General features: G+C 70.2%; 30 protein-coding genes and 1 tRNA gene. 24 read left to right on the top strand and 7 right to left on the bottom strand.

The window, feature by feature from the left end:
• Positions 1-108 precede the first annotated feature (108 nt).
• Together B7Z76_RS13145 and B7Z76_RS13140 are read right to left on the bottom strand one after the other, a co-directional pair.
• Positions 109-2,697, bottom strand: a complete 2,589-nt coding sequence (locus B7Z76_RS13145) for a hypothetical protein (protein ID WP_291344438.1) — start codon at positions 2,695-2,697, stop codon at positions 109-111.
• 101 nt (positions 2,698-2,798) lie between these two features.
• Entirely contained in the window at positions 2,799-3,683 is an 885-nt protein-coding gene (locus B7Z76_RS13140; protein ID WP_291344437.1) for a LysR family transcriptional regulator ArgP, read from the bottom strand.
• Positions 3,684-3,757: 74 nt separating this feature from the next.
• On the opposite strand from B7Z76_RS13140, the gene B7Z76_RS13135 reads away from it, so the two are divergent.
• The 10 genes from B7Z76_RS13135 (at position 3,758) to B7Z76_RS13090 (ending at position 11,345) form a co-directional block, all read left to right on the top strand.
• On the top strand, positions 3,758-4,384 hold the full coding sequence (locus B7Z76_RS13135; protein ID WP_174504330.1) for a LysE/ArgO family amino acid transporter: 627 nt from the start codon (positions 3,758-3,760) through the stop codon (positions 4,382-4,384).
• A gap of 47 nt (positions 4,385-4,431) precedes the next feature.
• Entirely contained in the window at positions 4,432-5,490 is a 1,059-nt protein-coding gene (locus tag B7Z76_RS13130) for a DMT family transporter (protein ID WP_236656439.1), read from the top strand.
• 71 nt (positions 5,491-5,561) lie between these two features.
• Positions 5,562-5,927: a hypothetical protein gene (locus tag B7Z76_RS13125; RefSeq protein WP_291344435.1), complete on the top strand. Its 366-nt coding sequence runs from the start codon at positions 5,562-5,564 to the stop codon at positions 5,925-5,927.
• A 157-nt stretch (positions 5,928-6,084) separates the two neighbouring features.
• Complete coding sequence (locus tag B7Z76_RS13120) at positions 6,085-6,402, top strand: AsnC family protein (protein ID WP_291344433.1); 318 nt, start codon at positions 6,085-6,087, stop codon at positions 6,400-6,402.
• Complete coding sequence (locus B7Z76_RS13115; RefSeq protein WP_291344431.1) at positions 6,399-6,947, top strand: DUF6362 family protein; 549 nt, start codon at positions 6,399-6,401, stop codon at positions 6,945-6,947. The genes B7Z76_RS13120 and B7Z76_RS13115 overlap by 4 nt, the downstream gene beginning before the upstream one ends.
• 36 nt (positions 6,948-6,983) lie before the next feature.
• Positions 6,984-7,550, top strand: coding sequence for an elongation factor P (efp, locus tag B7Z76_RS13110; protein ID WP_174504326.1), 567 nt, complete (start codon positions 6,984-6,986; stop codon positions 7,548-7,550).
• 52 nt (positions 7,551-7,602) lie between these two features.
• Positions 7,603-8,430 carry an inositol monophosphatase family protein gene (locus tag B7Z76_RS13105; RefSeq protein WP_174504325.1) on the top strand — a complete coding sequence of 276 codons (828 nt, stop codon included), beginning with the start codon at positions 7,603-7,605 and terminating at the stop codon, positions 8,428-8,430.
• 113 nt (positions 8,431-8,543) lie between these two features.
• Positions 8,544-9,167, top strand: coding sequence for a hypothetical protein (locus B7Z76_RS13100; protein WP_291344449.1), 624 nt, complete (start codon positions 8,544-8,546; stop codon positions 9,165-9,167).
• Positions 9,168-9,179: 12 nt separating this feature from the next.
• Complete coding sequence (locus B7Z76_RS13095; RefSeq protein ID WP_174504323.1) at positions 9,180-10,313, top strand: flagellar motor protein MotA; 1,134 nt, start codon at positions 9,180-9,182, stop codon at positions 10,311-10,313.
• A gap of 3 nt (positions 10,314-10,316) precedes the next feature.
• The gene (locus B7Z76_RS13090) at positions 10,317-11,345 is read left to right on the top strand and encodes a peptidoglycan -binding protein (RefSeq protein ID WP_291344428.1); all 1,029 of its coding nucleotides are present in this window, start codon (positions 10,317-10,319) and stop codon (positions 11,343-11,345) included.
• Between the two features lie 42 nt (positions 11,346-11,387).
• On the opposite strand, the gene cobT is transcribed toward B7Z76_RS13090, so the two are convergent.
• From cobT to B7Z76_RS13075, 3 genes are read right to left on the bottom strand one after another with little or no spacing between them, the layout of a single operon-like run.
• Positions 11,388-13,256 (bottom strand): cobaltochelatase subunit CobT, encoded by a 1,869-nt coding sequence (gene cobT / locus B7Z76_RS13085; RefSeq protein ID WP_291344427.1) that lies wholly within the window; start codon positions 13,254-13,256, stop codon positions 11,388-11,390.
• On the bottom strand, positions 13,256-14,272 hold the full coding sequence (cobS, locus tag B7Z76_RS13080) for a cobaltochelatase subunit CobS (protein WP_174504320.1): 1,017 nt from the start codon (positions 14,270-14,272) through the stop codon (positions 13,256-13,258). Before cobS ends, cobT begins: the two co-directional genes overlap by 1 nt.
• Positions 14,273-14,332: 60 nt before the next feature.
• Positions 14,333-14,920, bottom strand: coding sequence for a J domain-containing protein (locus B7Z76_RS13075; RefSeq protein WP_174504319.1), 588 nt, complete (start codon positions 14,918-14,920; stop codon positions 14,333-14,335).
• A 74-nt stretch (positions 14,921-14,994) separates the two neighbouring features.
• Here B7Z76_RS13075 and B7Z76_RS13070 point away from each other — a divergent pair, with 74 nt between their 5' ends.
• Positions 14,995-15,288, top strand: coding sequence for a BolA family transcriptional regulator (locus B7Z76_RS13070; RefSeq protein ID WP_174504920.1), 294 nt, complete (start codon positions 14,995-14,997; stop codon positions 15,286-15,288).
• Positions 15,285-16,505 carry an MFS transporter gene (locus B7Z76_RS13065; protein WP_291344446.1) on the top strand — a complete coding sequence of 407 codons (1,221 nt, stop codon included), beginning with the start codon at positions 15,285-15,287 and terminating at the stop codon, positions 16,503-16,505. Before B7Z76_RS13070 ends, B7Z76_RS13065 begins: the two co-directional genes overlap by 4 nt.
• Here B7Z76_RS13065 and B7Z76_RS13060 read toward each other — a convergent pair.
• Positions 16,477-17,271 (bottom strand): enoyl-CoA hydratase-related protein, encoded by a 795-nt coding sequence (locus B7Z76_RS13060; protein WP_291344424.1) that lies wholly within the window; start codon positions 17,269-17,271, stop codon positions 16,477-16,479. The genes B7Z76_RS13065 and B7Z76_RS13060 overlap by 29 nt on opposite strands.
• 89 nt (positions 17,272-17,360) lie before the next feature.
• On the opposite strand from B7Z76_RS13060, the gene B7Z76_RS13055 reads away from it, so the two are divergent.
• The 9 genes from B7Z76_RS13055 to B7Z76_RS13015 all read left to right on the top strand — a co-directional run bounded on the left by B7Z76_RS13055 (position 17,361) and on the right by B7Z76_RS13015 (position 22,890).
• Complete coding sequence (locus tag B7Z76_RS13055) at positions 17,361-18,308, top strand: isoaspartyl peptidase/L-asparaginase family protein (RefSeq protein ID WP_174504317.1); 948 nt, start codon at positions 17,361-17,363, stop codon at positions 18,306-18,308.
• A gap of 76 nt (positions 18,309-18,384) precedes the next feature.
• Positions 18,385-19,428 (top strand): aspartate-semialdehyde dehydrogenase, encoded by a 1,044-nt coding sequence (locus B7Z76_RS13050; RefSeq protein WP_174504316.1) that lies wholly within the window; start codon positions 18,385-18,387, stop codon positions 19,426-19,428.
• A 58-nt stretch (positions 19,429-19,486) separates the two neighbouring features.
• Positions 19,487-19,562: transfer RNA gene (locus tag B7Z76_RS13045), tRNA-His, on the top strand.
• Between the two features lie 26 nt (positions 19,563-19,588).
• Positions 19,589-20,179, top strand: a complete 591-nt coding sequence (mobA, locus tag B7Z76_RS13040) for a molybdenum cofactor guanylyltransferase MobA (protein ID WP_291344421.1) — start codon at positions 19,589-19,591, stop codon at positions 20,177-20,179.
• On the top strand, positions 20,173-20,811 hold the full coding sequence (locus B7Z76_RS13035) for a MarC family protein (RefSeq protein ID WP_174504314.1): 639 nt from the start codon (positions 20,173-20,175) through the stop codon (positions 20,809-20,811). Before mobA ends, B7Z76_RS13035 begins: the two co-directional genes overlap by 7 nt.
• 95 nt (positions 20,812-20,906) lie before the next feature.
• The gene (locus tag B7Z76_RS13030) at positions 20,907-21,251 is read left to right on the top strand and encodes an integration host factor subunit beta (RefSeq protein WP_174504313.1); all 345 of its coding nucleotides are present in this window, start codon (positions 20,907-20,909) and stop codon (positions 21,249-21,251) included.
• Positions 21,226-21,567 (top strand): LapA family protein, encoded by a 342-nt coding sequence (locus B7Z76_RS13025; protein WP_174504312.1) that lies wholly within the window; start codon positions 21,226-21,228, stop codon positions 21,565-21,567. Before B7Z76_RS13030 ends, B7Z76_RS13025 begins: the two co-directional genes overlap by 26 nt.
• A gap of 1 nt (position 21,568) precedes the next feature.
• Positions 21,569-22,273, top strand: coding sequence for an orotidine-5'-phosphate decarboxylase (pyrF, locus tag B7Z76_RS13020; protein ID WP_174504311.1), 705 nt, complete (start codon positions 21,569-21,571; stop codon positions 22,271-22,273).
• Positions 22,273-22,890, top strand: coding sequence for a phosphoribosylanthranilate isomerase (locus B7Z76_RS13015; protein WP_291344416.1), 618 nt, complete (start codon positions 22,273-22,275; stop codon positions 22,888-22,890). Before pyrF ends, B7Z76_RS13015 begins: the two co-directional genes overlap by 1 nt.
• Before the next feature lie 28 nt (positions 22,891-22,918).
• Here the strand turns inward: B7Z76_RS13015 and mutM are convergent, their stop codons facing one another.
• A complete protein-coding gene (gene mutM, locus B7Z76_RS13010) occupies positions 22,919-23,746 on the bottom strand; it encodes a bifunctional DNA-formamidopyrimidine glycosylase/DNA-(apurinic or apyrimidinic site) lyase (RefSeq protein WP_174504919.1) in 828 nt (275 codons plus the stop codon).
• Between the two features lie 28 nt (positions 23,747-23,774).
• Between mutM and B7Z76_RS13005 the strand changes: the two genes are divergently transcribed.
• Genes B7Z76_RS13005 through dut form a run of 3 tightly spaced genes read left to right on the top strand, consistent with a single transcriptional unit; the run spans position 23,775 to position 26,181 of the window.
• Positions 23,775-24,524, top strand: coding sequence for a class I SAM-dependent methyltransferase (locus B7Z76_RS13005; RefSeq protein ID WP_174504309.1), 750 nt, complete (start codon positions 23,775-23,777; stop codon positions 24,522-24,524).
• Positions 24,512-25,720, top strand: coding sequence for a bifunctional phosphopantothenoylcysteine decarboxylase/phosphopantothenate--cysteine ligase CoaBC (coaBC, locus tag B7Z76_RS13000; protein ID WP_174504308.1), 1,209 nt, complete (start codon positions 24,512-24,514; stop codon positions 25,718-25,720). Before B7Z76_RS13005 ends, coaBC begins: the two co-directional genes overlap by 13 nt.
• Entirely contained in the window at positions 25,717-26,181 is a 465-nt protein-coding gene (gene dut, locus B7Z76_RS12995; protein WP_174504307.1) for a dUTP diphosphatase, read from the top strand. The genes coaBC and dut overlap by 4 nt, the downstream gene beginning before the upstream one ends.
• The last annotated feature ends 185 nt before the right edge of the window (positions 26,182-26,366 follow it).

Genomic DNA, 26,366 nt, shown 5'->3' with positions numbered 1-26,366 from the left:
CCAGATATAGTAACGCCTCGACAATTCCAATCCGGAGCGGCGGCGGGGGCACGTTGCGCCGGGCGGGATCAGGCGAGATGGCGGCAGGTGGCGGGAGGGCGGGTTGGCTCAGCGCCCTGCCCTGCGCCGCGCTGCTGCGCCGAGGCCGCGCGCCGCCTCGGCCAGGAGCGCGAGGAGGCCGAGAGACGCGGCGATCCAGGCATAGCGGCTGTAGCGCGGCGCGAAGGTGAAGCGCAGACGGTTGATCCCCTTGTGCAGGGGGACGGACTGGAAGACCTCGCCGGTGCGGGTGAGCGGAACCGGTGTCGCATTGTCGGTCGCGCGCCAGCCGGCGGCGTAGAGTTCGCGGCGGGTCAGGCGCGCGGGCGCCGCACAGGTGGCAATCACGTGATCGGTGCCGGGCGATGCGAGGGAACAGGCCGGGTCGGTCGTGTAGAACGGCGCGGCGTTGGTCAGGCGCCAGATGCTGAGCTGATTGTCCGACCAGGCGCGGACCAGGTATGGCGGCGGGGGAGCGCTGAACACGAGGCGCGGGGTGTGGAAGGGGACCGGCTTGCCGTCGGGCAGGGTGATCGCGACGGCGGTGGGACTGCTGGTGATGTAGGCCCAGACGGCATCGGGACTGGTCCCGCCGCGATGGGCGAAGGTGATGGTGAAGGCCTCGCCCTGATGCAGATGGACCGGATGGTTCAGCTTGACCGTGAAGGGCCCGTTGTCCGGCGAGCCGCGCATCGGCGCGCGGCCGGACGCGCAGGCGGCGCCGGGTGCGCCAGGCGCGCCGGGGCAGATCGTGATGATCCCTGTGCCGTTGGCAGCGTTGCCGTAGGTGCCGTGGAGGATGCCGATCCGGGTAAACGCGGGGAGCTTGGCGAGCGCAGCGGACGCGGTGCCGCGGAAGGTGACCGCATGGCCGGGCGCGAGGGGAATGGCCATGGCATTGGCGCTGATCGGCGGGAAGGCGACGGTGGGCGCGGGTATGAAGGATGCGGGGGCAATCAGGTAGCGGATGGCAAGCGCGGCATAGGCCGGCTCGCGGCGCAGGAATTCAGCACGCGCGATATCAGGCGTGAGGGCAAAGTAGGGCGACTGGAAGAGTCCCGGCGGCAGGTCGGCGAACTCCGGGACGAGATGGTCGTGGATGTAGCGGGCGAAGGAGAGATCGTCCGGCAAATATTCGTAGGTGATGTCGGGATAGCCGAAATAGGCGGAGTAATTGGCCAGGATTGGGCCGATCGAATAGGCGCGGGCGGGGGTGAGATGGGTGCGGAGATAGGATATCGCCGCGGTATCGAGCGTGCCGGCGCGGTGATTGCCGAGCCGGGGGACAAGGAACAGGGCGATGGCGTTGGTGGCGAGAAGGGCGGCGAAGGCGAGGCGCCGTGCCTCGCCGCGCAGGGCGTAGAGCGCGAGGGCGGCGAGCAGCAGGCCGGCGGCGCCGGCGGCGAGGGCGGCGCGATACCAGGCAAGCTGGATCGTGGCGACGGCGCCGGCGAGGTGCCATGGCAGCAGGGACGGCGCCGCCAGCACGCCGGAGAGCACCAGAAGGATGAAGACCACCAGCAGCGGCAGGGCGCGCGGCAGCGACGCAAAGCGGGCCGCGTCAAGCCCGCTTGCGGCGAGGGTCGCGATCGGCAACAGCCAGATGGGGGTGGCGTAGCGCCAGAACATGACCTTGATCAGGCCGGGGATGAGGAGGCTGGCGGCGATGGTCGAGGGGAAGCCGAACAGGCGGCCGAGACAGAGCAGCGTCCAGACGCCGAGGAACCAGGCAAGGCCGCGATCGCGCGCCGCGATCAGCCCGAACAGGGCGGCGAGGATGGGCAGCAGGCCGAAGTAGCGACCGGTATTTTCGGCAATGAAGAACAAGGCACCACGTCCGAGCAAGTCGTTCAGCGGGCCGAAGACATAGGGCACGAGGATGCCGGCGATGCCCCGCACGGGGATGACTTGCAGGCCGTAATTATGGCCGCCGATTTGGCCGCTGGCGAGCAGGGCATCGGCGAAGGCAACGAGTTGCGGCGCCGCGATGGCGAGGCCGCAGAATCCGCCGGCGGCGATGCGCAGGGCAAAGCACACCCGGCGCGGGGCGCGGACGAGGCGGAAGGCGGCCCAGGCGAGGGCGAACAGGCCGTTGACATAGGCAGCCTCGGGGAAGCCGGCCAGGATCGAGAAGGCAATGCCGAGCGCGACGAGGATGACGGCGCGGTGGGGGTGAGCCTCGTCGCGCGCATCCTCGATGCCGTGCAGGAGGATGGGCAGGAAGGGCATCACGCAGAGTTCGCCGACATGTGGCGGATCGGCGAAGACGGAGTTGAAGGCGAAGAGCAGCGCGCCGGCGAGGGCGGCGAAGCGGCCGAGGGACAGCCGGCGGAACAGGGCGTAGGTCGCGAGGCCGACCATGGCCTGCATCAGGGTTTGCAGCCAGACGACGCCCGCCGGCAGGGCAAGGAGCAGCATGAAGGGCAGAAAGAAGGCCTCCGGCTGCATTTCGCCGGCGAGCGGCAGGCCGATGCCGTTATCGGGGTTCCACCAGGGCAGGCGCAGGTGCAGCCAGTCTTCCGCAGCGAGATGGCCGAGGGCCTGGCTGGTCCAGCCGATATTGGGATCGCCGATCGACTGGTCGTGGATCAGGCCGGGGAGGCTGCCGGTCGCGGCACCGGAGGTCGTCCAGATCGGAGAGGATGGCGGTCGAGCCATTCGGCGGGCACGCAGGATGACGTTCCGGTCATGCGCGCGGCAGTTAAAGTAACTTTTTGGTATTGGCAATCGACAGCCATTACGCACGGCGGCGCTCGGGATCAGGCGAGATGGCGGCGGGCGGCGGCGGCGACATCGCGGGTCAGGCGGCGCAGCGGGGCGGCGTGAAGGCGGGCCACCGTCCAGTAGAGTGCGACGTCGAGCCGCTGAGCCGGGGGCAGTTCGACGAGACGGCCGGCGGCGAGATGCGCTGCGGCCAGCGCGAGCGGGTGCAGGCCCCAGCCGAGGCCGGCCAGCGCGAGATCGAGAAACGCATGCGGCGAGGGCACGAAATGGGTCGGGCCGGCGAGGCTGGCGCCATGCGCCGCCATGGCCCAGCGCGCTTGCAGCGTGTCCCGCCGGTCGAACCGCAGATGCGGGGCGGATGCCAGGGTGGCGGCGGTGATGCCGCCGGGAAAGTAGCGGGCGAGGAAGGCGGGGCTGGCGCAGGCGGCATAGCGCATCGCGCCGAGCGGAATGGTGCGGCAGCCCTGGGCGGGTTCGGGATCGGCGGTGACGGCGGCGAGCACCTCGCCGGCGCGCAGGCGGGCGGCGGTGTGGGCTTCGTCGTCCAGCACGAGGTCGAGCAGGGTCCGGCTGTCGCGGCTGAAACCGGCGACGGCGTCGGGGAACCAGGTGGCGAGACTGTCGGCATTGACCGCGATGCGCAGGGTGGGCGCATGGCCGGCGTCCGCCTCGGGCAGGAGCGGCGCGAGATCGGCTTCGAGCAGATGGACGCGATCGGCGTGCGCGCAGAGGCGGCTGCCCAGCGCGGTCGGCGTGCAGGGCTGGCCGCGGATGATCAGGATCGCGCCGATCCGCTCCTCAAGACCGCGGACACGCTGGGAGATCGCGGACGGGGTGACGCCGAGCACGGCGGCGGCGCGCTCGAAACTGCCCTCGCGGAGCACCGCGCGCAGGGCGGCAAGGGCGGGATAATCCAGCACGAATGAAGCGCTACTTCGTTCACATTAGAAAAACAAGCTTTCCTGATTTGATCGGCGCGGCCATAGGCTGACGCATGAGCGGATATGCAGCTTCCTTTCTCGCCGGCTATGCGGCTTCGGCGGCGCTGATCATCGCGATCGGGGCGCAGAACCTGTTCGTGCTGCGGCAGGGGTTGCGGCGCGAGCATGTGGGCGCGGTGGTGGCGTTCTGCGCCCTCGCGGATGCGGTGCTGATCGCCGCCGGGGTGGGCGGGGTCGGCGCGTTCATCGGCGCCGCGCCGCGCTTCACCCTGGTGCTGACGCTGGGCGGGGCGGCGTTTCTCGGCTGGAACGGCATCGCGGCGCTGCGGCGGCAGGCGCTGGCGGCGGTGGATCTCGGCGCGGGCGAGCGGGTGACGCTGCGCCGGGCGCTGCTGGCGACGGCGGGGTTCACCTTTCTCAACCCGCATGTCTATCTCGACACAGTGCTGCTGCTCGGCGCGATCGGGGCGACGCAGCCGGTGGCGCTGCGGCCGGTTTTCGCAGCCGGGGCGATGAGCGCCAGCCTCTCGTGGTTCGCCGCTCTCGGCTTCGGCGCGCGTATGCTCCGCCCGGTGTTCGGCCGGCCCGCCGCATGGTGGGTGCTGGACCGGGTGGTTGGCGTCACGATGCTGCTGCTCGCTGCCTCGCTGCTGCTGAAGGCCGCGACATTCCCGACATGAAGTCCGCCCGATTGCGGTTTCGGTGCGGAGGCCGGAAATAGCCCTCATTGGACGACCTCGCGGTCGGGGCAAGGATGGAGGGCGGGATGACGGTGGCCGGGGACGGCGGCGCGCGCGGACACGGCGATCACAGCGCGCTTGTGCGCGGCAATGACAGTGCCCCTGGGCAAGACGGCGGCTTTGCGGTCGGGGTGGCGGCGGTGCTGTTCGCCTCGCTGGTCTGGGGCACCACCGGCACGGCCGCGACCTTCGCGCCCGCGGTCGGGCCGCTGGCGATCGGTGCCGCGGCGATGGGGATCGGCGGGCTGTTGCAGGCGCTGCTCGCCGCTCCCCGCATCCTGCGCGACCTGCCGGCGCTGGCGCGGCACGGAGGACTGCTCGTGGCCGGGGGTGTCGCGGTGGCGCTGTATCCCCTCGCCTTCTACAGCTCGATGCGGCTGTCCGGTGTGGCGGTGGGGACGGTGGTGACCCTCGGCTCGGCGCCGATCTTCTCGGCGCTGATCGAGCGCGCACACGCGGGCACGCGGCTCTCCGCGCGCTGGGCCGCCGGGGCGCTGCCGGGGATTGCCGGCATGGCGCTGCTCGCCCTGTCGGAACCGGGGGCGGCGTCGGGCGAAGGGAGCAGCCTCGGGATCGGGCTCGGCCTCGTCGGCGGACTGACCTACGCGCTCTATGCCTGGACCGCGCGGCGGATGATGCTGCGCGGCATCCGCTCGGTGGTGGCGATGGGGGCGACGTTCGGGATCGGCGGCGCGCTGCTGATGCCGGTGCTGCTGGCGACCGGCGGCGCGTTTCTCGATTCATGGGGCAATGCGGCGGTGGGCGTTTACATGGCGGCGGTGCCGATGTTTCTCGGCTATCTCTGCTTCGGCATCGGGCTGGCGCGGATCCCGGTGAGTGTCGCGACGACGATCACGCTGGTCGAGCCGGTGGTGGCGGCGGTGCTGGCGGTCGTTGTCGTCGGCGAGCGGCTGCCGGCAGTGGGCTGGGCGGGGGCGGCGCTGGTGATCGCCGGGCTGGTGGTGACGGCGGCGCCGGGGCGGCGCGGCGGTCGCACAATCGCCGATTCGACCGGCGCGGCTGCCGGCGAGGGCGCAGAAGGTTAGAGCATCTTTACCCGATCATGCAGGATCGGACCGTGCCGCAAGGCGGCGGCCGGAGCGAAAACGGAGCAGGAATGCGGATCGCGATCAGGTTTGGCGGGGCGGTGGCGCCGGGAGATGCGGTGCTGGTGCAGGAGGGGTTCGCGCCGCCTGCCGGCGCGCGGGTCGTGGGTGGGTTTGCGGCGGAGGCGGTGCGGCGATTCGGACATGGGATCGGGTGTTCGTGCTGCGTGCCGCGCGGCGCGGTGGCTGCCGCGCTGACGCGGCTGTTTCTCGAGCGTGCGCGGGGGACGGCGGACGGGGCGGGCGACGTGGTGATTGTCGGCGATACTAACGGCGAAGCAGCGGTACGAGCGGCGGTCGAGGGCGATGTGCTGCTGCGGGCGCGATTTTTTTTCCTGTCTGACTCGGGCGAAGTGTCGGCGCGAGCCGGCGAATAACTTCAATTCTTTCAGATGATTGACTGATCATTCGGCTTGGCGATGCTGGCGATCCGCCGACAGGCCCGGATGCGGCCGCGCGATTCAATTTGTTAGTTTTATTGACATCACTAACCGAATGAACTAACAATCTGCTCATCCACCACGGAGATGAGCGATGCCTGAACGCCGCATCTGGACCGACGCCGCCGATGCCACGATCCGCCGCATGCGGGCGGACGGGGCGACCTGGGGGACGATTGCCGCCGTGCTCGGCCTGTCGCGCAACACGATCATCGAGCGCGGGCGGCGGCTCTGCGCCGCCGGCGGGCCGAGCCAGGCGGCGCGGCCGAAACCGCCGCCGGAAGACGAGCCGAACCGCCCGCCGCTGCCGGCCGGGCATCCGCGCTCCTGGGGGTTGCTGATACGCGGGACGATCCTGGAGGGCACGCCGTTCGTCCCCCTTGCCGCCCCCGGACGGGAGGAAAGGCGATGAGCACAATGCGGGCGCAACGGGCGGGCGAGGTGCTGGGCTCGGGCCTGCGGGCCGGGACGAGCGGGATGGTGGCAATTGCGCCCTGCCCGGCGGTCAGCGGGGCGGCGGATCCGATCGGCGCGATCGCGTCACGGCTGGAGGCGGCGGGCTCGTGCCTGCTGGCGCTGCCCGAGCGGGGCTATTCGCCGCATCTCAGGATCACCCGCTACGACGTGGTGCGCAGCGCGCTCGATGCCTATGGCTGGGAGGCCTCGCGCATTCGCCCGCCGCACCCCTCGGGTGCCGAGATCGACCGGATGGACGAGGCGCTCGGCTGGCTCGCCGCGATCCCGGAGGAGCGGTTCGTGCTGCGGCGGATTCTCGGCGCGCGGGCACTGACCCATCCGCTGACCGGGCGGCACCTGTTTCCCTGGCGCCGGCTCGGCGGCGTGCTGCGGGCGGATCACAAATCGGTCCAGCGCTGGCACCGCGAGGGGCTCGGGATCATCCGCGCGGCGCTGGCGGCGGCGGAGCGAAAACTTGCCCAAAGCGGCGCGGCGGGCTAAGCCGCCCCATCCTTATCCAAGATCGGGTGTCATTTCATGAAGCAGCAGGCGAATCTGATCCGCGCCGGCCAGGTGATCGAGCATGATGGTCGCCGCTGGACGGTGCTCAAGCAGCAGATCATCACCCCGGGCAAGGGCGGCGCGTTCATCCAGGTGGAGATGCGCGACCTCAAGACCGGGAACAAGACCAACGAGCGCTGGCGCACCGCCGACACGGTCGAGCGGCTGATGACGGACAACCGCGACTATACCTATTCCTACACCGACGGCGACAATCTCGTGCTGATGGATGGCGAGACGTTCGAGCAGTTTCTGGTGCCGGCCGAATTGCTCGGCGACCAGGCGCCGTTCCTGCAGGACAACATGTCGGTGATCATCGACCTCGTGGAGGGCGACCCGGTCGGCATCCACCTGCCGGCGACGGTGACGCTGGAGATCGTCGAGGCCGATCCGGTGGTGAAGGGGCAGACCGCCTCCTCCTCCTACAAGCCGGCGAAGCTGTCCAACGGCGTGAAGGTGATGGTGCCGCCCTTCATCGAGGCGGGCGAGCGTATCGTCGTCCGCACCGAGGATTCGACCTACGTCGAGCGGGCCAAGGGCTGAGGCCGCGCGCGGCGCCACCGCCGCGCCCGACCGTTTTCCGGAGTAGCAAGCCATGACACCCCGCCATTCCGCGCACATGACCATCATGGTCGCCGCGGCCCAGAAGGCCGCGCGTCGGCTGGTCCGCGATTTCAACGAGGTCGAGCATCTGCAGGTCTCGGTGAAGGGGCCGTCCGACTTCGTCAGCCAGGCGGACATGCGCGCCGAGCAGACCATCCGCGAGGAACTGGAGCGCGCGCGACCCGGCTACGCTTTCCTGATGGAGGAAAGCGGGGCGCATGGCTCGGAGAACTGGGCCTGGCGGTGGATCGTCGATCCGCTCGACGGGACGACCAATTTCCTGCACGCGATTCCGAACTGGGCGATCTCGATCGCGCTGGAGAAGCGGCTGCCGGATGGCGGCAGCGAGATCGTCGCCGGCCTGGTGATGGCGCCGGCGCTCGACGAGCTGTTCTGGGCCGAAAAGGGCGTCGGCACCTATCTGAACGACCGCCGGCTGCGCGTCTCGTCGCGGCGGGACTGGTCGGCCGCGCTGTTCGCGACGGGTATCCCCTTCGCCCGCACGGCGCCGCGCAACCGCCTCGCCTTCGCCCGCGTGCTCGGCGCGCTGATGCCGGAGACGGCGGGCGTGCGGCGGGTGGGCGCGGCCTCGCTCGACCTCGCCTGGACGGCGGCCGGGCGGTATGAGGGCTATTGGGAATTCGGCACCCATTTATGGGATATCGCCGCCGGCGCGCTCATGGTGCGCGAGGCGGGCGGCTATGCCACCGCACCGGATGGCAGCGACGCGCTGAGCGGCGACATCGTCGCCGGCAATCCGCATATCCATCCGCGGCTGCGCGAGCTGGTCGGCTCGGCGCTGGAGAGCGCGAAGGCCTGAGCCGGGTCAGGGACCGGGCCGGCATTGAGCGGCATGGGAGACATGCGCTAGTGTCGCGCGGAATGCGACAGGGTTTTCTCCTTGCGGCGTGCGCGGCGGCCGCGGTGAGCCTCATGGTTCCGGTGCGGGCGCAGGTTGTCGTCAACCCGCAGGCGCTGCGGCAGCTTGGCGGCCCGGCGCCGGCGCCTCACGCAACGCCGGATCGCACAGTGACGCATCGCATGGTGAAGCATCGCGCGGTGACGCATCGCACGGTGGAGCATCACGCGCGCAGACATCCCGCGGCGTCGCATCCGGCGGCGGCGCGGCTGAAGCTGCCGCTGCCGCCACCGCTACCGCCGCCCGCGGGGGCGATGGCGCCCCCTTCCCTGCCCCATCCGTCGCCAGCCAAACCGTCGCCACCCAAATCGTCGCTGCCGGCAAAGCCCGTCGCCCCCGTGCCGTTCGCGATCGTGTTTCCGGGCGATGCCGCCGCGCCGGACCCGGCGTCAGTCGCGTCGGTAAAGCGGTTTCTCGCAGCACCCCGGCCGCGCGGGATGCGGTTTCTGGTGCGGGCAACCGCGCCGGGCCGCGCGGATGACCCCTCGGTCGGGCGGCGGCTGGCGCTGCGGCGGGGGCTCGCGGTGCGCGACCTGCTGGTGGCGTCCGGCATTCCGGCGCAGCGGATCATCGTCCAGGCGCTCGGCGATGTGCCGGGCACGCCGGATGATCGCGTGACGCTGAGCACCCTTCCCTGAACAGGAGCGATCATGACCCGCCCGAACAGCTACCTGATCCGCATGCTGGTGTTTCTGGTGGTGGTCTATGGCCTGGCCGCATTTCTCGCACCGGTGCTGAAATCCTTCTTCCTTGCCAATCCGGTGGTCAATTCGGTGATCGCGCTGGTCGAGGTGTTCGGGGTTTTCTGGAATCTGCGGCAGGTGATGCGGCTGAGCCCGGAAGTGGACTGGGTGGAGCGGTTCCAGCGCTCGCGCGCCTCGATCGAGCAGGGGCCGAAGCCGCGGCTGCTGCTGCCGATGGCGCGGATGTTCGGCGACCGGCAGGATGACGGGCGGCGGGTGACGCTCTCGGTCGCGAGCATGCGCACCATGCTCGATGGCATCGCCAGCCGGCTCGACGAAAGCCGCGAGACCTCGCGTTACGTCACCGGCGTGATGATCTTTCTCGGCCTGCTCGGGACGTTCTGGGGCCTGCTGAAGACGGTGCACGCGGTTGCCGCGGTGATCGCGGCGATGAACCTGGCGGGCGGGGATGTGAACGGCATGTTCGCCCAGCTCAAGGCCGGGCTGGCCGGGCCGCTGGCGGGAATGGGCACGGCGTTTTCCTCCTCGATGTTCGGATTGTCGGGGGCGTTGATCCTCGGCTTCCTCGACCTGACCGCGGGCCAGGCGATGACGCGCTTCTTTAACGAATTGGAGGAGTGGCTCGCCGGGCTGACCCGGGTTTCGAGCGGCGCGATGGCCGCCGAGGCAGAGGGCGGGTTGCCGGCCTATGTGCAGGCGGTGCTGGAGCAGAGCGCCGAGAATGTCGAGGCGCTGCAGCGTCTGCTGATGCGCAGCGAGGAGAGAAGCGGCGAGACGGCGCAGACCATACTGGCGCTGAGCGAGCGGATGGCGGTGCTGGCGGAATCGATCCAGGCCTCGCAGCGGGTGATGCTGCGGGTGGGCGAAGGGGTTGCGGCACTCTCGCGCCTCGTCGAGCGGGGCGAGGAGCGCAATGGTGGCGAGGTCGCGCGGGCGCATCTGCGCAATATCGAGCTGCTGATGGCGCGGCTGATCGCCGAGGCGGAACAGGGCCGCGTGCAGGGCCTGGCCGATCTGCGCCACGATCTCAAGATCCTGACCAGAACCGTGGCGGCGCGGTTCGACGAGGCGAAGGGCTAAGCCATGGCGCGCACCATTCGCGGCCGCAATAACGGGCTGGAGATCTGGCCGGGCTATGTCGACGCGCTGTCGACCCTGCTGATGGTGACGATTTTCGTGCTGCTCGTGTTTGTGCTGGCGGAGGCGTTTCTCTCGGTGGCGCTGTCGAGCCGGAACAAGACGATCGGCGCGCTGCGCAGCGAGATCGCCCAGCTTTCGCAGGTGCTGGCCTTGCAGAAGGCGAAGACCGCCTCACTGCAGGACGAACTGTCCAGCATGGCCGCGCTGATGAAGGCGACGAAGACGCGGGAAGCGGCGCTGATGGCGGCGAATGCGGCGCTGAGCGCGAAGACCGCGACCCTTGGCGCCGCCGTCGCCGCGACGGGCGGCAAGCTCGCCGGACAGGTGGAGCTGAACGCGCAGGAGATCGCGACCGTCAGCCTGCTCAACCAGCAGATCGCGGCGCTGCGGCTGCAACTCGCGACCATCGCCGCCGCACTCGATGCGGCGCAGAAGAAGGACCAGGCCGAGCATGTGCAGATCGCCGATCTCGGCAAGCAGCTGAACGAGGCGCTGGCGCGCAAGGTGCAGTCGCTCGAACAGTATCGCAGCGAGTTCTTCGGCGTGCTGCGCCAGGCGCTGGCGGGGCAGAAGGACATCAAGGTGGTGGGCGACCGCTTCGTGTTCGAGAGCGCGGTGCTGTTCCCCTCCGACTCGGCGCAGCTTTCGGCCACGGGCAAGGCGGAGATCGCGAAGGTGGCGCAGGCGATCGAGACGATCGCGCCGAAGATCCCCGCCAAGATCAACTGGGTGCTGAGCGTTACCGGCTACGCCGACAAGGAGGCGATCACCGGCGGGCCGTACAAGGACAATTTCGATCTCTCGGCGGCGCGCGCGCTTTCCGTGCTGCACCTGCTGATCGCGGACGGGGTGTCGAAGAACCGGGTGGTGGCAGCCGGGTTCGGCGCGAACCACCCGATCGCCACGGGCGATACGCCGAAGGACCTCGCGCAGAACCGGCGGATCGAGTTCCGGCTGACGTCGGCCGATTGAGCGGCCACGCCGCTCGGGCGGATTGAGCGGCCGCGCCGCGCCTCAGGCGACCAGCGGGGCGCGGAGGGCGGCGGTGCGGGCCCAGCTTTCGGCGGCGTCCTGGTCGAACAGTTCGGCGAGTTTCTTCATCATCGTGCCGCCGAGTTCCTCGGCATCGACCAGGGTGACGGCGCGGCGGTAGTAGCGCGTGACGTCGTGGCCGATGCCGATGGCGACGAGTTCGACGAAGTCGCGGCTTTCGATGTCGCGGATCACGTCGCGCAGATGGCGTTCGAGGTAGCTGCCCTGGTTGACCGAGAGGGTGGAATCATCGACCGGCGCGCCATCGGAGATCACCATCAGGATGCGGCGGTGCTCGGGCCGGGCGCAGAGGCGACGATAGGCCCAGGCCAGGGCCTCGCCGTCGATGTTTTCCTTGAGCAGCCCCTCGCGCAGCATCAGGCCGAGATTGCGGCGGGCGCGGCGCCAGGGCTCGTCCGCCGCCTTGTAGATGATGTGGCGGAGATCGTTCAGCCGGCCGGGATTGCGTGGCTTGCCGTCCGCCACCCATTTCTCGCGGCTCTGCCCGCCCTTCCAGGCGCGGGTGGTGAAGCCGAGGATTTCGACCTTCACCGCGCAGCGCTCCAGCGTGCGGGCGAGAATGTCGCCGCACATGGCGGCAACCGAGATCGGCCGGCCGCGCATCGAGCCGGAATTGTCGATCAGCAGGGTCACCACCGTGTCGCGGAATTCCATCTCGCGCTCGCGCTTGAAGGAGAGCGGCAGCAGCGGGTCGGCAACGACGCGGGCGAGGCGGCCGACATCGAGCAGGCCTTCCTCGAGGTCGAAATCCCAGGCGCGCTGCTGCTGGGCGAGCAGGCGGCGTTGCAGGCGGTTGGCGAGCTTCGAGACCACGCCGTGCAGATGCTGGAGCTGCTGGTCGAGCTGCTGGCGCAGGCGGGAAAGTTCCTCGGGATCGCAAAGCTGGGCGGCGCTGACCTCCTCGTCGAAGGCGCGGGTATAGGCGTGGTAGGCCGCGCCGCTCTCGTCCTCGACCGGCTTGCGGCGCTGCTGCGGGCCGGCGGGCGCCTCGTCCGGCGCGGCGGCGGAATCGTCGTCCGTCTCCTCGTCGGCCTCGGCGTCGGAGGCTTCGGATTCGAGCTGGTCCGGCGCCTCGGCGAGCTGATCCTGATCGTCCTCGCGGGTCTGCGGCTCGCCCTCGCCGGAATTGTCCTGCGCGAGGGACTGCTCGCCCTGCTCGCCCTGTTCCTCGCTGTCCTCGCCCTCCTCGGCCTCGGACTCCGCCTCGGCGAGGTCCATCACCGCGAGCAGGCGGCGGGCGGCGCGGGCGAAGGCGTCCTGGTCCGCGCGTTCGGCGGCGAGTTCGTCCAGCGCGCGGTCGGCATCGCCGGTCAGGGTGTCACGCCAGAGATCGAGAATATGGCGGGCCGATTCGGGGATCGAGGCCGGGTCCATGCGCTGGCGGGCCAGCAGGCCGAGCGCCTGGGCGGTGGAGAGCTGCTCGGCGCGGCTCATCCGGTCGAGCCCCTCGGCCTCGCAATCCTCGTTCAGCTTGCGCTGGAGATTGGCGGCGACGCCCTGCATGTGGGCGGCGCCGACGATCTCGACGCGGGCCTGTTCCAGCGCGTCATAGGCATCGCGGGCGTCGCGGGCGACGGGGGCGCGGGCGGCGTGGATGGCGTCGTTGTGATGGCGCAGGCGCAGCGCCATCGCATCGGCGATGCCGCGCAGCCGGGCGATCTCGGCCGGCGGCAGGGCACGGGTCGGCGCCGGCAGGCGGGCGCGCTTGCCGGCGAGGCCCGCCGCCCCCGGCTGATAGGCGACCTGCACCTCGTCCGACCCCGCGATGGCGCGCATGGCGCCGGCGGTCGCGCGCTTGAATTCCTCGCTGCGGGAGGGTTCGGCCGGCATCAGGCGCCGCGGCGGGGATGCACGCCGGTTTCAACCTCCGTGTTGAAGCAGCGCTGGTAATATTCGGCGACGGTGGCGCGCTCGGCCTCGTCGCACTTGTTGAGGAAGGTAAGGCGGAAGGCGAAGCCGACATCGTTGAAGATGCGCGCGTTCTCGGCCCAGGTGATGACGGTGCGCGGGGACATCACGGTCGAGATGTCGCCGTTGATGAAGCCCGCACGGGTGAGATCCGCGAGGGCGACCATGCTCTCGATCCGCTTCTTCTCCGCCGCGTCCGCCTCGGTGATGCCGAGCTTGGCCATGACGATGGAGACTTCCTGGCCATGCGGCAGGTAGTTCAGCGTGGCGACGATGTTCCAGCGGTCCATCTGGCCCTGGTTGATCTGCTGGGTGCCGTGATAGAGGCCGGTGGTGTCGCCGAGGCCGACCGTGTTGGCGGTGGCGAAGAGGCGGAAGGACGGATGCGGGCGGATCACGCGGTTCTGGTCGAGCAGGGTGAGCTTGCCCTCGACCTCCAGCACGCGCTGGATCACGAACATCACGTCCGGCCGGCCGGCGTCGTATTCGTCGAACACCAGCGCGCAGGGGTGTTGCAGCGCCCAGGGCAGCAGGCCTTCGCGGAATTCGGTAACCTGCTTGCCGTCCTTCAGCACGATCGCGTCCTTGCCGACGAGGTCGATGCGGGAGATGTGGCTGTCGAGATTGACGCGGATGCAGGGCCAGTTGAGGCGGGCGGCGACCTGCTCAATATGCGTCGACTTGCCGGTGCCGTGATAGCCCTGGATCATCACCCGGCGGTTGAGCGCAAAGCCGGCGAGAATGGCGATGGTGGTCTCGGGGTCGAAGCGGTAGCTCTCGTCGGTCTCGGGGACGTGTTCGGTGCGCTCGGAGAAGGCCGGGATGTCGAAGCCGCAATCGACGCCGAAGACTTCGCGCGCCGAGACGGTGCGGTCCGGCAGGTTGATTGCCGAGGTCGGCGTGCCGCGGGTCTCGGCGAGTGCAGCGATATTGTTCATCGGTCGTTCATCCTCACAGCTCGGGGTCAGACTACTCGCCATGGCGCGGCGCGCAAGTGATCAGGCGCCGGCCGCGGCGCGGGGCTGCCCCTCGGCCGGCAGGCGGGCACGCAGCGTCGCGTAGGCGAGGTTGATCGTCTTCAGGCGTTCTTCGGCGCTGCGGTCGCCGCCATTGGCGTCGGGGTGGTGGCGCTTGGCAAGCTCCTTGTAGCGGGTGCGCACCGCCTCGCGGGTAACCGGCCAGGCGAGGCCGAGCACATCCAGCGCCTCGCGCAGTTCGGGCGGGGCGCGCTCGGGCTCGGGGCGGCGGGCGCGGCCGATGCCGGAAAAGGCGGCGAGTTCGGCCTCCACCGCCTCGCCCACGGCGCCGGCGCGGCCGAGCGGCCAGGTCGGCCGCTGCCAGGCGGTGTCGGCGCGCAGATGCGCCTCGATCTCGCCGGGGCTCATGCCCTTGTAGTAGTCCCAGCCGGCATTGTAGGCGCGGACATGTTCAAGGCAGAACCAGTGCCAGTCGCGCAGATTGTCGCGCGAGCGGGGGGCGCGGTATTCGCCCGGCTTGTCGCAATCGGGCATGTCGCAGGCGCGGCCCGGGGCATCCGGGTCGGGCGCGAAGGCGCGCACGCGGCGGGTGGTCCGGGTCATGGGCATAGTCTCGTCATGTCCGCTAATTTGCCCTTTGTCGGCGTCTTGGCAACCGGGCGACGGCAGCGCACAATCCACCCATGACATCACGATCCGACAGAATCCGCACGATCCTCGGCGAACGCTTCGCCCCCGACCTGCTCGACCTGAAGGACGACAGCGCGAAACACGCCAGCCATATCGGCCGGATGACCGGGCCGGGACACGCGCCGGAGGCGGGCGAGACGCATTACCGGCTGCGGATGGTGGCCGGCGCGTTCCGGGGGATGAACCGGGTGGCGCGGCAGCGGGCGGTGAACGAGGCGCTGAAGGCGGAGTTCGAGACCGGGCTGCACGCGCTCAGCCTCGACCTCAAGACGCCGGACGAAGCCTGAACGCGAAACTAGACGCGCCCTCGGGCGCGAAGCCCGGCGCGCTGCTGCTGGACCGGCGCTTCGCGCCGCTGTTCTGGTGCCAGGCCTTCGCCGCCTTCAACGACAATTTCCTCAAGACCGCGCTGGTGGTGCTGATCCTGTACCGCGCGAAGGGCAGCCCTGCGCTGGTGGCGCTGGCGGGCGGGGTGTTCATCCTGCCGTTCCTGCTCTGCTCGGGGATTGCCGGCGAGATGGCGGACCGGTTCGACAAGGCACGGGTCGCGACATTGGTGAAGGGGATCGAGATCGGGGCGGCGGGGCTCGCGGTGGCGGGGTTTCTCGCCGGCTCGGTGCCGGTGCTGTTCGCGGCCCTGCTCGCCTTCGGGGTGCTGGCGGCGCTGTTTGGGCCGGTGAAATACGGGCTGCTGCCCGACCTGCTGGAGACGGCGCGGCTGCCGCTCGCCAATGCGATGGTGGATTTCGCGACCTTCCTCGCGATCCTGGCGGGGACGGCGCTGGGCGGGCTGCTCGGCGCGCGCGCACCCTGGCTGCTCGGCGCCGTGGTGATGGGGTTCGCCCTGCTCGCCTTCGGGGCGGCGGCGCTGATCCCCCGGCCGGGGGCGGCGCGGCCGGGGCTGAAACTCTCCGCGAGCCCGGTCGCGGCCTCGGCGGATCTGCTGCGCACACTGCGCGGCGCGGCCCCGCTGTGGCGGGCGGCGCTGGTCAACGCCTGGTTCTGGTTCGCCGGGATCACCTGCATGACGCTGCTGCCGGTGCTGACGCGGACGACGCTGCTGCGCGGGCCCGGCGCGGTGACGCTGGGGCTGACGGTGTTCTCGCTCGGCGTCGGCGCGGGGAGTTTCCTGGCAGCGTCACAGCTGCGCGGGCGGATCGCGCTGGCGCCGGCATGGGGCGGGACGGTCGCCGTCGGCATCGCGGCGCTGGCGCTGGGGGCGCTGGCGGCGGCCGACCGGTTCGGGGTGACGCTGGCGCTGCTGTTCGTCGTCGCCCTCGGCGGCGGGGTGATCGCGGTGCCGAGCTTCGCCGCGGTGCAGGCCTGGGCGCCGGCGGAGGCGCGGGCGCGGGCGGTGGCGGGGACGAATATTCTCTCCGCCGCCGGGATGGTCGCGGCGAGCCTGATCCTTACCGTGCTGCTGCACGCGGGCGCCGCACCAAGCGCGCTGTTCGCGGGGCTCGGCGCGATCGCGCTCAGTCTCGCGCTGGCGGCGCGCCGGTAAATTTCGCCGGACGCTTCTCGCGGAAGGCGGTGACACCCTCGGCGAAATCCGGCGTGCTTCCCATGCGGCGCTGCAAGTCGCGCTCGAGATCGAGCTGGGCGTCGAGCCCGTTGGCGCCGGCGGCGTTGAAGGCGGCCTTCATCGCGGCGAGCGCCTGGGTCGGGCGGGAGGCGAGATCGGCCGCGACCGCGAGGGCGGCGGCGAGGAAGCCCTCGTCGGGCAGGCAGCGCCAGATCAGCCCCCAGTCGGCGGCCTGGCGGGCGGTGATGGTCTCGCCCAGCATGGCAAGGCCGCGGGCGCGGGCATCGCCCACCGCGCGGGGGAGGAAATGGGTGCCGCCGGCATCGGGGATCAGGCCGATGCGGATGAAGGCCTGGGTGAAATTCGCCGCCTCGCAGGCGAGCACGATATCCGCCGCGAGGGCGAGATTGGCGCCGGCGCCGGCGGCCACGCCATTGACTGCGGCGACGATCGGCTTCGGCAGGGCGCGCATGCGGCGGACCAGCGGGTTGTAATGCCGGTCGATCGAGGCGCCGAGATCGCGCGGGCCGCCGCCGAGGGACTGGTTGAGATCGGCGCCGGCGCAGAACCCCCTGCCCTCGCCGGTCAGCAGCACGGCGCGGACCGAGTCGTCGGCCTCGATGGCGGCGAAGGCGGCGGCGAGCGCGTCGTGCACCGCCTCGTTCAGCGCGTTCAGACGGTCGGGCCGGTTGAGCTTCAGCACCCGCACCGCCCCGACGCTTTCCACGATCAGCTCTGCCGCCATTCCTGTTCCTCCCTGCGTTCCGGACGATTAGTGTGCGCCGGCGCGCCGAGTATGGCGAGAACTGACGCTTACGGCAATGAGGAGACGAAATGAGCATCTCGATCGCGATCCATGGCGGGGCTGGCACGATGCGGGCGGCGGACATGACGCCGGAAATGGCCGAGGCGCGGCACGAGGGGCTGCGGCGGGCGCTGCGCGCGGGCTGGGAGGTGCTGAGCGAGGGCGGCGCGGCGGTGGATGCGGTGGCGGCGGCGGTGGTGATGCTGGAGGATGATCCGCTGTTCAATGCCGCGCGCGGGGCGGTGCTGACCGATGCCGGCACGCTGGAGATGGACGCCGCGATCATGAGCGGGGCCGATCGCGCGGCCGGGGCGGTGGCCGGGATCTGCGGGCCGGTGAACCCGGTGCTGGCGGCGCGGGCGGTGATGGAGACGACGCCGCATGTGCTGATGATCGGCGACGGCGCGCTGGCGGTTGCCCGGGCGGCGGGGCTGGAATTCGAGACCGCTTCCTATTTCGAGACGCCGAACCGGCGGGCGGCGCTGGAGATGGAGCTGGCGCGCCGGGCCTCGGGCGCGCCGGACACGCGCTCGGACGCCGACCGGCACGGCACGGTGGGGGCGGTGGCGCGGGATGCGCACGGCCATCTCGCGGCGGCGACCTCGACCGGCGGGATCACCGCCAAGCGCACAGGGCGGGTGGGCGACACGCCGGTGTTCGGCGCCGGCACCTTCGCCGATGACGAGACCTGCGCGGTGAGCTGCACCGGGACGGGGGAGGTGTTCATCCGCTACACCGCCGCTGCCGAGATCGCGGCGCGGCTGCGCTACAAGGGCGAGAGCCTGGCCAAGGCGGCGGCGGACGTGATCGCCGAGCTTGCGCCGCGCGGCGGCGATGGCGGGCTGATCGCGCTCGGCGCCGCCGGGGACCCGGTGATGCCGTTCAATTCGTCGGGCATGTATCGCGGCATGATCGGCGGCGACAGGATGCTGCGGACGGCGATCCACCGCGAGGAATTTCGCGCCGTTGCGGTGTGAGGTGCGGGCATTTCCCTTGCACCTTGCCGGGCGGGACGCTAGCTCGTGCACCAGAATTGGATGAGGATGAAGGCAGATGGCGTATAAAGTTGCAGTTGTCGGGGCGACCGGCGCGGTCGGGCGCGAGATGCTCAAGACGCTTGCGGAACGGAATTTTCCCGCCTCCGAGGTGATCGCCCTCGCCTCCCCGCGTTCGGCGGGGCAGCAGGTGAGCTTTGGCGACGAGGCGATCCTCACCGTCAAGAACCTGGAGACCTTCGATTTCCGCGGGGTGGATTTCGGCCTGTTCTCGCCGGGAGCGTCGATCTCGGCGGTGCACGCGCCGCGCGCGGCCGAGGCGGGGTGCATCGTGATCGACAATACCAGCCAGTTCCGCATGGACCCGGACGTGCCGCTGGTGGTGCCGGAGGTGAACACCCACGCGCTGGAAGCCTTCATGGCGAAGCCGGACTGGCGGCGGATCATCGCCAATCCGAACTGCTCGACCATCCAGATGGTGGTCGCGCTGAAGCCGCTGCACGAGAAATTCGGCATCCGCCGCGTGTCGGTCGCGACCTACCAGTCGGTTTCGGGCGCGGGCAAGGAGGGCATGGACGAGCTGGAGCGCGCGACCAAGGCCACCTATGTCCATGAGGCGACGAAGCCGGAAGTCTTCACCAAGCCGATCGCCTTCAACGTGATCCCGCATATCGACGTGTTCATGAAGGACGGGGCGACCAAGGAAGAGTGGAAGATGACGGTCGAGACCCGCAAGATTCTCGACCCCGATATCGCGGTGTTCGCGACCTGCGTGCGGGTGCCGGTGTTCATCGGCCATGGCGAGGCTGTGCATGTCGAGTTCGCCAACCCGGCGCCGCTGGAGGCGGCAAGGGCGGCGCTGCGCGCGGCCCCGGGCGTGACGCTGTTCGACGAGCGCGAGGATGGCGGCTACGTCACCCCGCTGGAATGCCAGGGCGAGGATGCCGTCTATGTCTCGCGGCTGCGGGTCGATCCGACGGTGCCGCACGGGCTCGGCTTCTGGTGCGTTTCGGACAATCTGCGCAAGGGGGCGGCGCTGAACGCCGTGCAGATCGCCGAGACGATCGTCAAGCGCGGGCTGATCGGCAAGAAGGCCGCCTGATTATCCGGGAAGGCCGATTGACGAGACCGCGTCGATCGGCCTAAACCTCCGTGCGTTGGCGGACGTAGCTCAGCTGGTAGAGCGCCAGGTTGTGGTCTTGGATGTCGTGGGTTCGAGCCCCATCGTTCGCCCCATCTTTTTTGCCCCTGGCAATTCCCTCATGACAGATCGATCGGTTTCTCATCTGCGGGCGGTGATCCTGGCCGGCGGCGCCGGGCGGCGGCTCGGCGGGGTAGACAAGGCGCTGTTGATCCTGCACGGACGAACGATGCTCGATCATGCGATCACGACACTTTCCGGACAGGTCGACGCCGCCGCACTGAGCGCGGCGGGCGATGCGGCGCGATTCGCGCGGTTCGGGATCGAGGTGCTGGACGACGGGCGGCATCGCGGCAAGGGGCCGCTGGCCGGGGTTCTCGCCGGGATGCGCTGGGCGGCGGCCGCGGGCGGCGAGACGCTGCTGAGCCTGCCGGTGGACACGCCCTTCGCCCCGCGCGACCTCGTGGCCCGGCTGGGCGCCGCACCCGCGGTAGCGGCCTCGCACGGGCGGACGCATCATCTCGTCGCACTCTGGCCGGTGGCGGCGGCCGACGCGCTGGAACGGTTCCTCGACGGGCCAGGGCCGTATCGGGTGGCGGGTTTCGCGGCAGGGATCGGGATGCGCGCGGTGGCGTTCGCGGACGAGCGCGACCCGTTCGTCAACATCAACACCCCGGCCGATCTCGACGCGGCGGAGGCAGCGCGATGCTGAACGCCTTCATCGCCGATTTCCTCTACGCGGTGGTGGCGCTGTTCGTCATCATCGATCCGGTCGGCACCGCGATCATCTTCGCGGCGCTGACCACGCATGACGACGCGGCGAAGCGGCGGACGATCGCGAAACGGGCGGCGCTGATCAGCTTTCTCGTGCTGCTGGTGTTCGGCCTTGCGGGGGAAAAGCTGCTGCGGCTGCTCGGGATCGGGATTCCGGCCTTGCAGATCGCCGGCGGCGCGCTGCTGTTCCTCTCGGCCAAGGACATGGTGACAGCGAAGGGCGAGCTGCGGGCGAGCCGCGAGGAGCGCAGTGCGGCGAGCGAGTCGACCGAGGATATCAGCGTGTTTCCGCTGGCGATTCCGCTGATCGCCGGGCCGGGCGGGATGACCACGATGGTGCTGTTGCATGCCAAGGCGGGGGGGCAGCCGGGGGCGGTGCTGGCCAACGCGCTCGCACTGGCGGCGATGATCGTGGCCACCCTGGTCTCGATGCTGGGCGCGCGGCGGCTGGCGCGGCTGATGGGCACGACCGGGGCGAGCGTGATCGGCCGGGTGCTGGGCATTCTGGTGGCGGCGCTGGCCGCGCAGTTCATCATCGAGGGCACGCAGGCGGCGCTGCATCTCGGCTGAGGCGGAAATCTCAGCCGTTTTCAATATTGTAGATACAATGCGGATTGACCGGACCGGAAGCGTCTGGCACCGTCGCTGCAACGGGAGACGGGCAAATGACCAGATCTGAACTGATCGCCGCGCTGGCGGCGGATCATCCGCACCTCACGCTTGCGGATGTCGAACGCATCGTAACCGCCATGTTCGACCAGATGACCGCAGCGCTTGCCGCCGGCGGACGGGTGGAACTGCGCGGCTTCGGCGCGTTCTCGGTCAAGCAGCGGCAGGCGCGGTCGGGGCGCAACCCCAGGACCGGCGAGACGGTGAAGGTCGACGAGAAGACCGTGCCGTTCTTCCGCGCCGGGCGCGAATTGCGCGAGATGGTCAATGCGGGCATGAAACCGCTCGAAGCCGGGGCGGATGATGGCGCGGACGATGACGACGACGAGGACGAGGAGTAGACCGCTGAAGACGATCCGGCTCAGTCTCGGGGCGCTGGTATTGCTGGCGCTGGTGATTTTCCTCCTGTCGAACCGGGTGCCGGTGAGCGTGGCGTTCTTCCCGTTCGGCACGCTCGGCTCGGCGGTGCTGGGCGCGATCGTGCTGATCGCCTTCGGGCTCGGCGTGTTGCTGGGCATGCTGATCCATCTGCCGCGGCGGATGCGGGCGCAGCGCCGGGCGAAGCGGGCCGAGCGCCAGCTTGCCGCGATGCAGGCGCAGCCGCCGGCACAAGCAGCACCAGCGGACGAGACGATCAGCCTGCCGCCGGCCGCCTGAGATGGGCACGGCAGGAGATGGCGCGCGGCGGCTGATCGCCGCGATCGACACGCCTTCGCGCGAGGAGGCGACGCGCCTGATCGGCGCCGTCGGGCCGCATTGCGGGCTGGTGAAGCTGGGGCTGGAGGCGTTCTGCGCGGTCGGGCCAGCGCTGCTGGAGGCCGCAGCGGGGCATGACGTGTTTCTCGATCTCAAGCTGCACGACATTCCGAACACGGTCGCCGGGGCGGTGCGCGCGCTGCTGCCGCTGCGCCCGGCGATGTTGACGGTGCATGCATCCGGCGGCAGCGCCATGATCGCGGCGGCCCGGGAGGCCGCGGAAGCGGCAGGAGCGGCGCGGCCGCGATTGCTGGCGGTGACGGTGCTGACGAGCCTTTCGGCCGGTGCGCTGGCGGAGACCGGGGTTGCCGGCGGGCCGCGCCAGCAGGTGCTGCGGCTGGCGCGGCTGGCCCTCGCCGCCGGGGCGGACGGGCTGGTGTGCAGCGCCAACGAGATTTCCATCCTGCGCGACGCGTTCGGCGCCGATCCGGTGCTGGTGGTGCCGGGAATCCGGCCGGCCGGCGCCGATCATGGCGACCAGGCGCGGGTGGCGACGCCGGAAGCGGCGATCGCGGCGGGGGCAAGCTATATCGTGGTCGGCCGGCCGATCACCACGGCCGCCGATCCGGCGGCGGCGGCGGCTTCCATCGCCGCGTCGATCGGCTGATGGCGCGGGCGAAGATCTGCGGGCTGCGCACACGGGAGACCTGGCTGGCGGCGACCGATGCCGGGGCGGACTGGGTCGGGTTCGTGTTCTTTCCCCGCTCGCCGCGATTCGTCACGATCGAGGCGCTGAAGGCGATCGGCGCCGATGGGCGGGTGCCGAGGGTGGGGTTGTTCGTCGCCCCCACACCCGAGGCGATCGAGACGGTGCTGAAGGTGCAGGATCTCGAAGTGCTGCAGATTTATGCCGGCGCGAAAGAGTGCCGGGCGATGCGGGCGCGGTTCGGCGCGAGATTGTGGCGGGCGGTAGGGGTTTCAAGCACCGCCGACCTGCCGCACGACGATGAGGGACTCGACGGGTTCGTCATCGAATCGAAGCCGCCGCAGGGTGCTGACCGGCCGGGCGGCAATGCCACCGCGTTCGACTGGGCGGTGATGCAGGGCTGGCGGGCCCCCGCCCCGTGGCTGCTGGCGGGCGGGCTGACGCCGGCGAACGTGGCCGGGGCGGTGCGCGCGAGCGGGGCGGCGGCGGTTGATGTGTCTTCCGGGGTGGAAAGCGCGCCGGGGGAGAAATCAGTGCTGCTGATCCGGGATTTCGTCGCGGCGGCGCACGCGGCCTGAGGCCGGGCCGGCGGTTGCCCGGCGCGGGCTATTTCTGGGTGCGGGCGCAGAAATAGGTGGCGCGGCCGGACTGGACCGTGCGGCTGATTCCCGCACAGACGTCCGGGCCGGGGCAGCGTTCGCAGGGCTTGCCGGCGCGGTCGTAAACCTTCCAGGCATGCTGGAAATAGCCGAGTTCGCCGGAGGGCTGGACATAGTCGCGCAGCGATGAGCCGCCGGCGGCGATGGCGTCGGTAAGTGTTGCCTTGATCGCCGGCACGAGGCGCCCTGCCCTGCCCCGCCCGATCGTGCCGGCGAGGCGGTGCGGGAGGATGCCGGCGCGGAACAGCGCCTCGCTCACATAGATGTTGCCGAGGCCTGCGACGATCGACTGGTCGAGCAGCGCCGCCTTGATCGGGGTTTTCCTGCCCGCGAGGGCATCCGCGAGGGTGGCAGGCGAAAACGCATCCTCGAGCGGTTCGGGGCCGAGGCCGGCGATCAGGCGATGGGTATCCTCGGCCTCGGTCGCGACGAGATCGAGCGCGCCGAAGCGGCGGGGATCGACGAAGCCGATCACGGCGCCATCGTCGGTTTCGAGGGTGAGGTGCTGGTGCGGCAGCGGGGCGGAATCGATCGTCATCCGGCCGGACATGCCGAGATGGATCAGCACCGACAAAGCGCGGTCGAGCCGCATGAACATGTATTTGCCGCGGCGGCGGAAACCCTCGATGCGGGCGCCGGAGAGGAACTGCACGAACCCCTCGGGGATCGGCCAGCGCAGGTCGGGCCGGGCGAGCACGACGCGGGCGAGGCGGCGGCCTTCGAGCTTCGCGGCGAGGCCGCGCATCACGGTTTCGACTTCGGGGAGTTCCGGCATGGTGCGTTTGGGGCTATAGCCTGAGCCCATGGCCGATACCAGCAGCGAGACCGTCGATTTCGGGTTTTCCACCGTGCCGCGCGGCGAGAAGCGGCACAAGGTGCGGGAGGTGTTCGACAGCGTCGCCGGGCGCTACGACATCATGAACGACCTGATGTCGCTCGGCGTGCACCGGCTGTGGAAGCGGGAATTCGTCGGGATGATGGACCCGCGGCCGCACCGCACCCTGCTCGATCTTGCTGGCGGGACCGGGGATATTTCGCTGCGCTGGCTCGCTGCCGGCGGCGGGCCGGTGCTGATGACCGACATCAACGAGGCGATGCTGCGCGTCGGCCGCGGACGGGCGGAGGAGCAGGCGCGGATCGAGGAGATCGCCTTCGCGGTGGCGGATGCCGAGGCGCTGCCGGTTGGCGATGGCAGCGTCGATCGGGTGTCGATCGCGTTCGGGCTGCGCAACTGCACCGACAAGGACCGGGTGCTGGCCGAGGCGCGGCGGGTGCTGAAGCCGGGCGGGCGGTTCTTCTGCCTGGAGTTCTCGCGCTTGCAGGTGGCGGCGGCGCAGCCGCTTTACGAGAAATGGTCGTTCGTGGCGCTGCCGGCGATCGGCGCGCGGGTGGCGCAGGACCGCGAGAGTTACCAGTATCTCGCCGAGAGCATCCGCATGTTCCCCGACCAGGAGACGCTGGCGGGGATGATGCGGCGGGCGGGATTCGAACGGGTGGCCTATCGCAACCTGAGCGGCGGGATCGCGGCGATTCATTCGGGATGGCGGCTGTGAGCGCACGCCTTGCCGGGCGGCTTGTGCTGATCGTCATCGGCGGGGGGATCGCGGCCTACAAGGCGCTGGAGCTGATCCGGCTGATCCGCAAGGAGGGCGGCGCGGTGCGCGCGGTGATCACCGCCGGGGGAGAGAAATTCGTCACCCCGCTTTCGGTGCAGGCGCTGTGCGAGGACCGGGTGCATACCGAGCTGTTCTCGCTGACCGGCGAGAGCGAGATGGGGCATATCCAGCTCTCGCGCAGCGCGGATCTCGTGGTGGTGGCGCCGGCCTCGGCGGATCTGCTCGCGAAGATGGCGGCAGGGATGGCCGATGACCTGGCTACCACGCTGCTGCTCGCGACCGACAAGGAGGTGCTGGTCGCCCCGGCGATGAACGTGCGGATGTGGACGCATCCGGCGACGGTGGCGAATCTGGAGACGCTGCTTCGGCGCGGGGTTTCGGTGGTCGGGCCCGAGGAGGGGCCGATGGCCTGCGGCGAGTTCGGGCCGGGGCGGCTGGCGGAGCCGGCGGCGATCCTGGAGGCGATCGTCGCCCGGTTCGATGGCGAACAGACGCTGGCCGGTAGGCACGTGGTGGTGACCAGCGGGCCGACGCATGAGCCGATCGACCCGGTGCGCTACATCGCCAATCGCAGTTCGGGAAAGCAGGGCCACGCGATCGCCGCGGCGCTGGCGCGGCGCGGCGCGCGGGTGACGCTGGTCTCGGGGCCGGTGGCGCTGGCCGATCCGGCGGGGGTGGCGGTCGTGCGGGTCGAGACGGCGCTGGAGATGCGCGCGGCGGTGCTTGCCGCCCTGCCCGCCGATGCCGCGGTGTTCTGCGCCGCGGTCGCGGACTGGCGGGTCGAGGCGCAGGGGCGGAAGATCAAGAAGACCGGCGCGCCGCCGGCGCTGACGCTGGTGGAAAACCCCGACATCCTCGCGGAAGTCTCGCGTCTTGCGGGGCACCGGCCGCGCCTCGTCGTCGGGTTCGCGGCGGAGACCGGCGATCTGATCGCGCAGGCGACGGCGAAGCGGGCGCGCAAGGGGTGCGACTGGATCGTGGCCAATGATGTCGGCGCCGGAACCGACATCATGGGCGGCGCCGAGAACGAGGTCGTGCTGATTACCGGCGAGGGCGCCGAGCCATGGCCGCGCGCCGGGAAGGACGCCGTGGCCGACCGGCTGGCGGAGAGGATTTCAGGGATTTTCCAATGACGATTGCAGTTGCCGTGAAGCGGCTGGCGCATGGCGCCGGCCTGCCCCTGCCCGACTATGCCACCGCCGGATCGGCGGGGCTCGACCTGCTGGCGGCGGTCGATGCGCCGGTGGTGATCGCGCCGGGGGCGCGGGCGCTGGTGCCGACCGGGCTCGCCATCGCGCTGCCGCCGGATTTCGAGTTGCAGATCCGCCCGCGCTCGGGCCTCGCGCTCAAGCATGGGATCGTGATTCCCAACAGCCCGGGGACGATCGACAGCGATTATCGCGGCGAGATCCAGGTGATCGTGCTGAATGCCGGAACCGCGGCGTTCGAGGTGACGCGGGGGATGCGGATCGCGCAGGCGGTGCTCGCACCGGTATCGCGGCTGGTGTGGCAGGAGACCGACGATCTCGACCGGACCGCGCGCGAGGCGGGCGGGTTCGGCAGCACCGGGCTCGATTTCCCGATGGGGAACTAGAGCACTTTCCGATCCGATTGGATCGGATGTAGTGCTCTAGCATATTGATAAGTCGAGCATCTTTATCCGATCAGATGATTCCATCCGATCGGATGATGCTCTAGGCTCTGGACTCAACTGATCCATGATGTGACGGCGAGGACGAGGCAAATACCAGCGAGGAAATTTCGTGCGGTTTTGTCATA

It is taken from the genome of Acidiphilium sp. 20-67-58, from assembly GCF_002255515.1.
Taxonomy (GTDB): Bacteria; Pseudomonadota; Alphaproteobacteria; order Acetobacterales; family Acetobacteraceae; genus Acidiphilium.
Note: the sequence above shows the minus strand (reverse complement) of the source record. Positions and strands in the feature narration are given on the sequence as shown.

Coding starts and splice junctions, on each gene's coding strand:
- B7Z76_RS13145 (WP_291344438.1), bottom strand. CDS start 2,697: ATGGCTCGACCGCCATCCTCTCCGATCTGGACGACCTCCGGTGCCGCG.
- B7Z76_RS13135 (WP_174504330.1), top strand. CDS start 3,758: ATGAGCGGATATGCAGCTTCCTTTCTCGCCGGCTATGCGGCTTCGGCG.
- B7Z76_RS13125 (WP_291344435.1), top strand. CDS start 5,562: ATGCGGATCGCGATCAGGTTTGGCGGGGCGGTGGCGCCGGGAGATGCG.
- B7Z76_RS13120 (WP_291344433.1), top strand. CDS start 6,085: ATGCCTGAACGCCGCATCTGGACCGACGCCGCCGATGCCACGATCCGC.
- B7Z76_RS13115 (WP_291344431.1), top strand. CDS start 6,399: ATGAGCACAATGCGGGCGCAACGGGCGGGCGAGGTGCTGGGCTCGGGC.
- efp (WP_174504326.1), top strand. CDS start 6,984: ATGAAGCAGCAGGCGAATCTGATCCGCGCCGGCCAGGTGATCGAGCAT.
- B7Z76_RS13105 (WP_174504325.1), top strand. CDS start 7,603: ATGACACCCCGCCATTCCGCGCACATGACCATCATGGTCGCCGCGGCC.
- B7Z76_RS13100 (WP_291344449.1), top strand. CDS start 8,544: ATGGTTCCGGTGCGGGCGCAGGTTGTCGTCAACCCGCAGGCGCTGCGG.
- B7Z76_RS13095 (WP_174504323.1), top strand. CDS start 9,180: ATGACCCGCCCGAACAGCTACCTGATCCGCATGCTGGTGTTTCTGGTG.
- B7Z76_RS13090 (WP_291344428.1), top strand. CDS start 10,317: ATGGCGCGCACCATTCGCGGCCGCAATAACGGGCTGGAGATCTGGCCG.
- cobT (WP_291344427.1), bottom strand. CDS start 13,256: ATGCCGGCCGAACCCTCCCGCAGCGAGGAATTCAAGCGCGCGACCGCC.
- cobS (WP_174504320.1), bottom strand. CDS start 14,272: ATGAACAATATCGCTGCACTCGCCGAGACCCGCGGCACGCCGACCTCG.
- B7Z76_RS13075 (WP_174504319.1), bottom strand. CDS start 14,920: ATGCCCATGACCCGGACCACCCGCCGCGTGCGCGCCTTCGCGCCCGAC.
- B7Z76_RS13070 (WP_174504920.1), top strand. CDS start 14,995: ATGACATCACGATCCGACAGAATCCGCACGATCCTCGGCGAACGCTTC.
- B7Z76_RS13060 (WP_291344424.1), bottom strand. CDS start 17,271: ATGGCGGCAGAGCTGATCGTGGAAAGCGTCGGGGCGGTGCGGGTGCTG.
- B7Z76_RS13055 (WP_174504317.1), top strand. CDS start 17,361: ATGAGCATCTCGATCGCGATCCATGGCGGGGCTGGCACGATGCGGGCG.
- B7Z76_RS13050 (WP_174504316.1), top strand. CDS start 18,385: ATGGCGTATAAAGTTGCAGTTGTCGGGGCGACCGGCGCGGTCGGGCGC.
- mobA (WP_291344421.1), top strand. CDS start 19,589: ATGACAGATCGATCGGTTTCTCATCTGCGGGCGGTGATCCTGGCCGGC.
- B7Z76_RS13035 (WP_174504314.1), top strand. CDS start 20,173: ATGCTGAACGCCTTCATCGCCGATTTCCTCTACGCGGTGGTGGCGCTG.
- B7Z76_RS13030 (WP_174504313.1), top strand. CDS start 20,907: ATGACCAGATCTGAACTGATCGCCGCGCTGGCGGCGGATCATCCGCAC.
- B7Z76_RS13025 (WP_174504312.1), top strand. CDS start 21,226: ATGACGACGACGAGGACGAGGAGTAGACCGCTGAAGACGATCCGGCTC.
- pyrF (WP_174504311.1), top strand. CDS start 21,569: ATGGGCACGGCAGGAGATGGCGCGCGGCGGCTGATCGCCGCGATCGAC.
- B7Z76_RS13015 (WP_291344416.1), top strand. CDS start 22,273: ATGGCGCGGGCGAAGATCTGCGGGCTGCGCACACGGGAGACCTGGCTG.
- mutM (WP_174504919.1), bottom strand. CDS start 23,746: ATGCCGGAACTCCCCGAAGTCGAAACCGTGATGCGCGGCCTCGCCGCG.
- B7Z76_RS13005 (WP_174504309.1), top strand. CDS start 23,775: ATGGCCGATACCAGCAGCGAGACCGTCGATTTCGGGTTTTCCACCGTG.
- coaBC (WP_174504308.1), top strand. CDS start 24,512: ATGGCGGCTGTGAGCGCACGCCTTGCCGGGCGGCTTGTGCTGATCGTC.
- dut (WP_174504307.1), top strand. CDS start 25,717: ATGACGATTGCAGTTGCCGTGAAGCGGCTGGCGCATGGCGCCGGCCTG.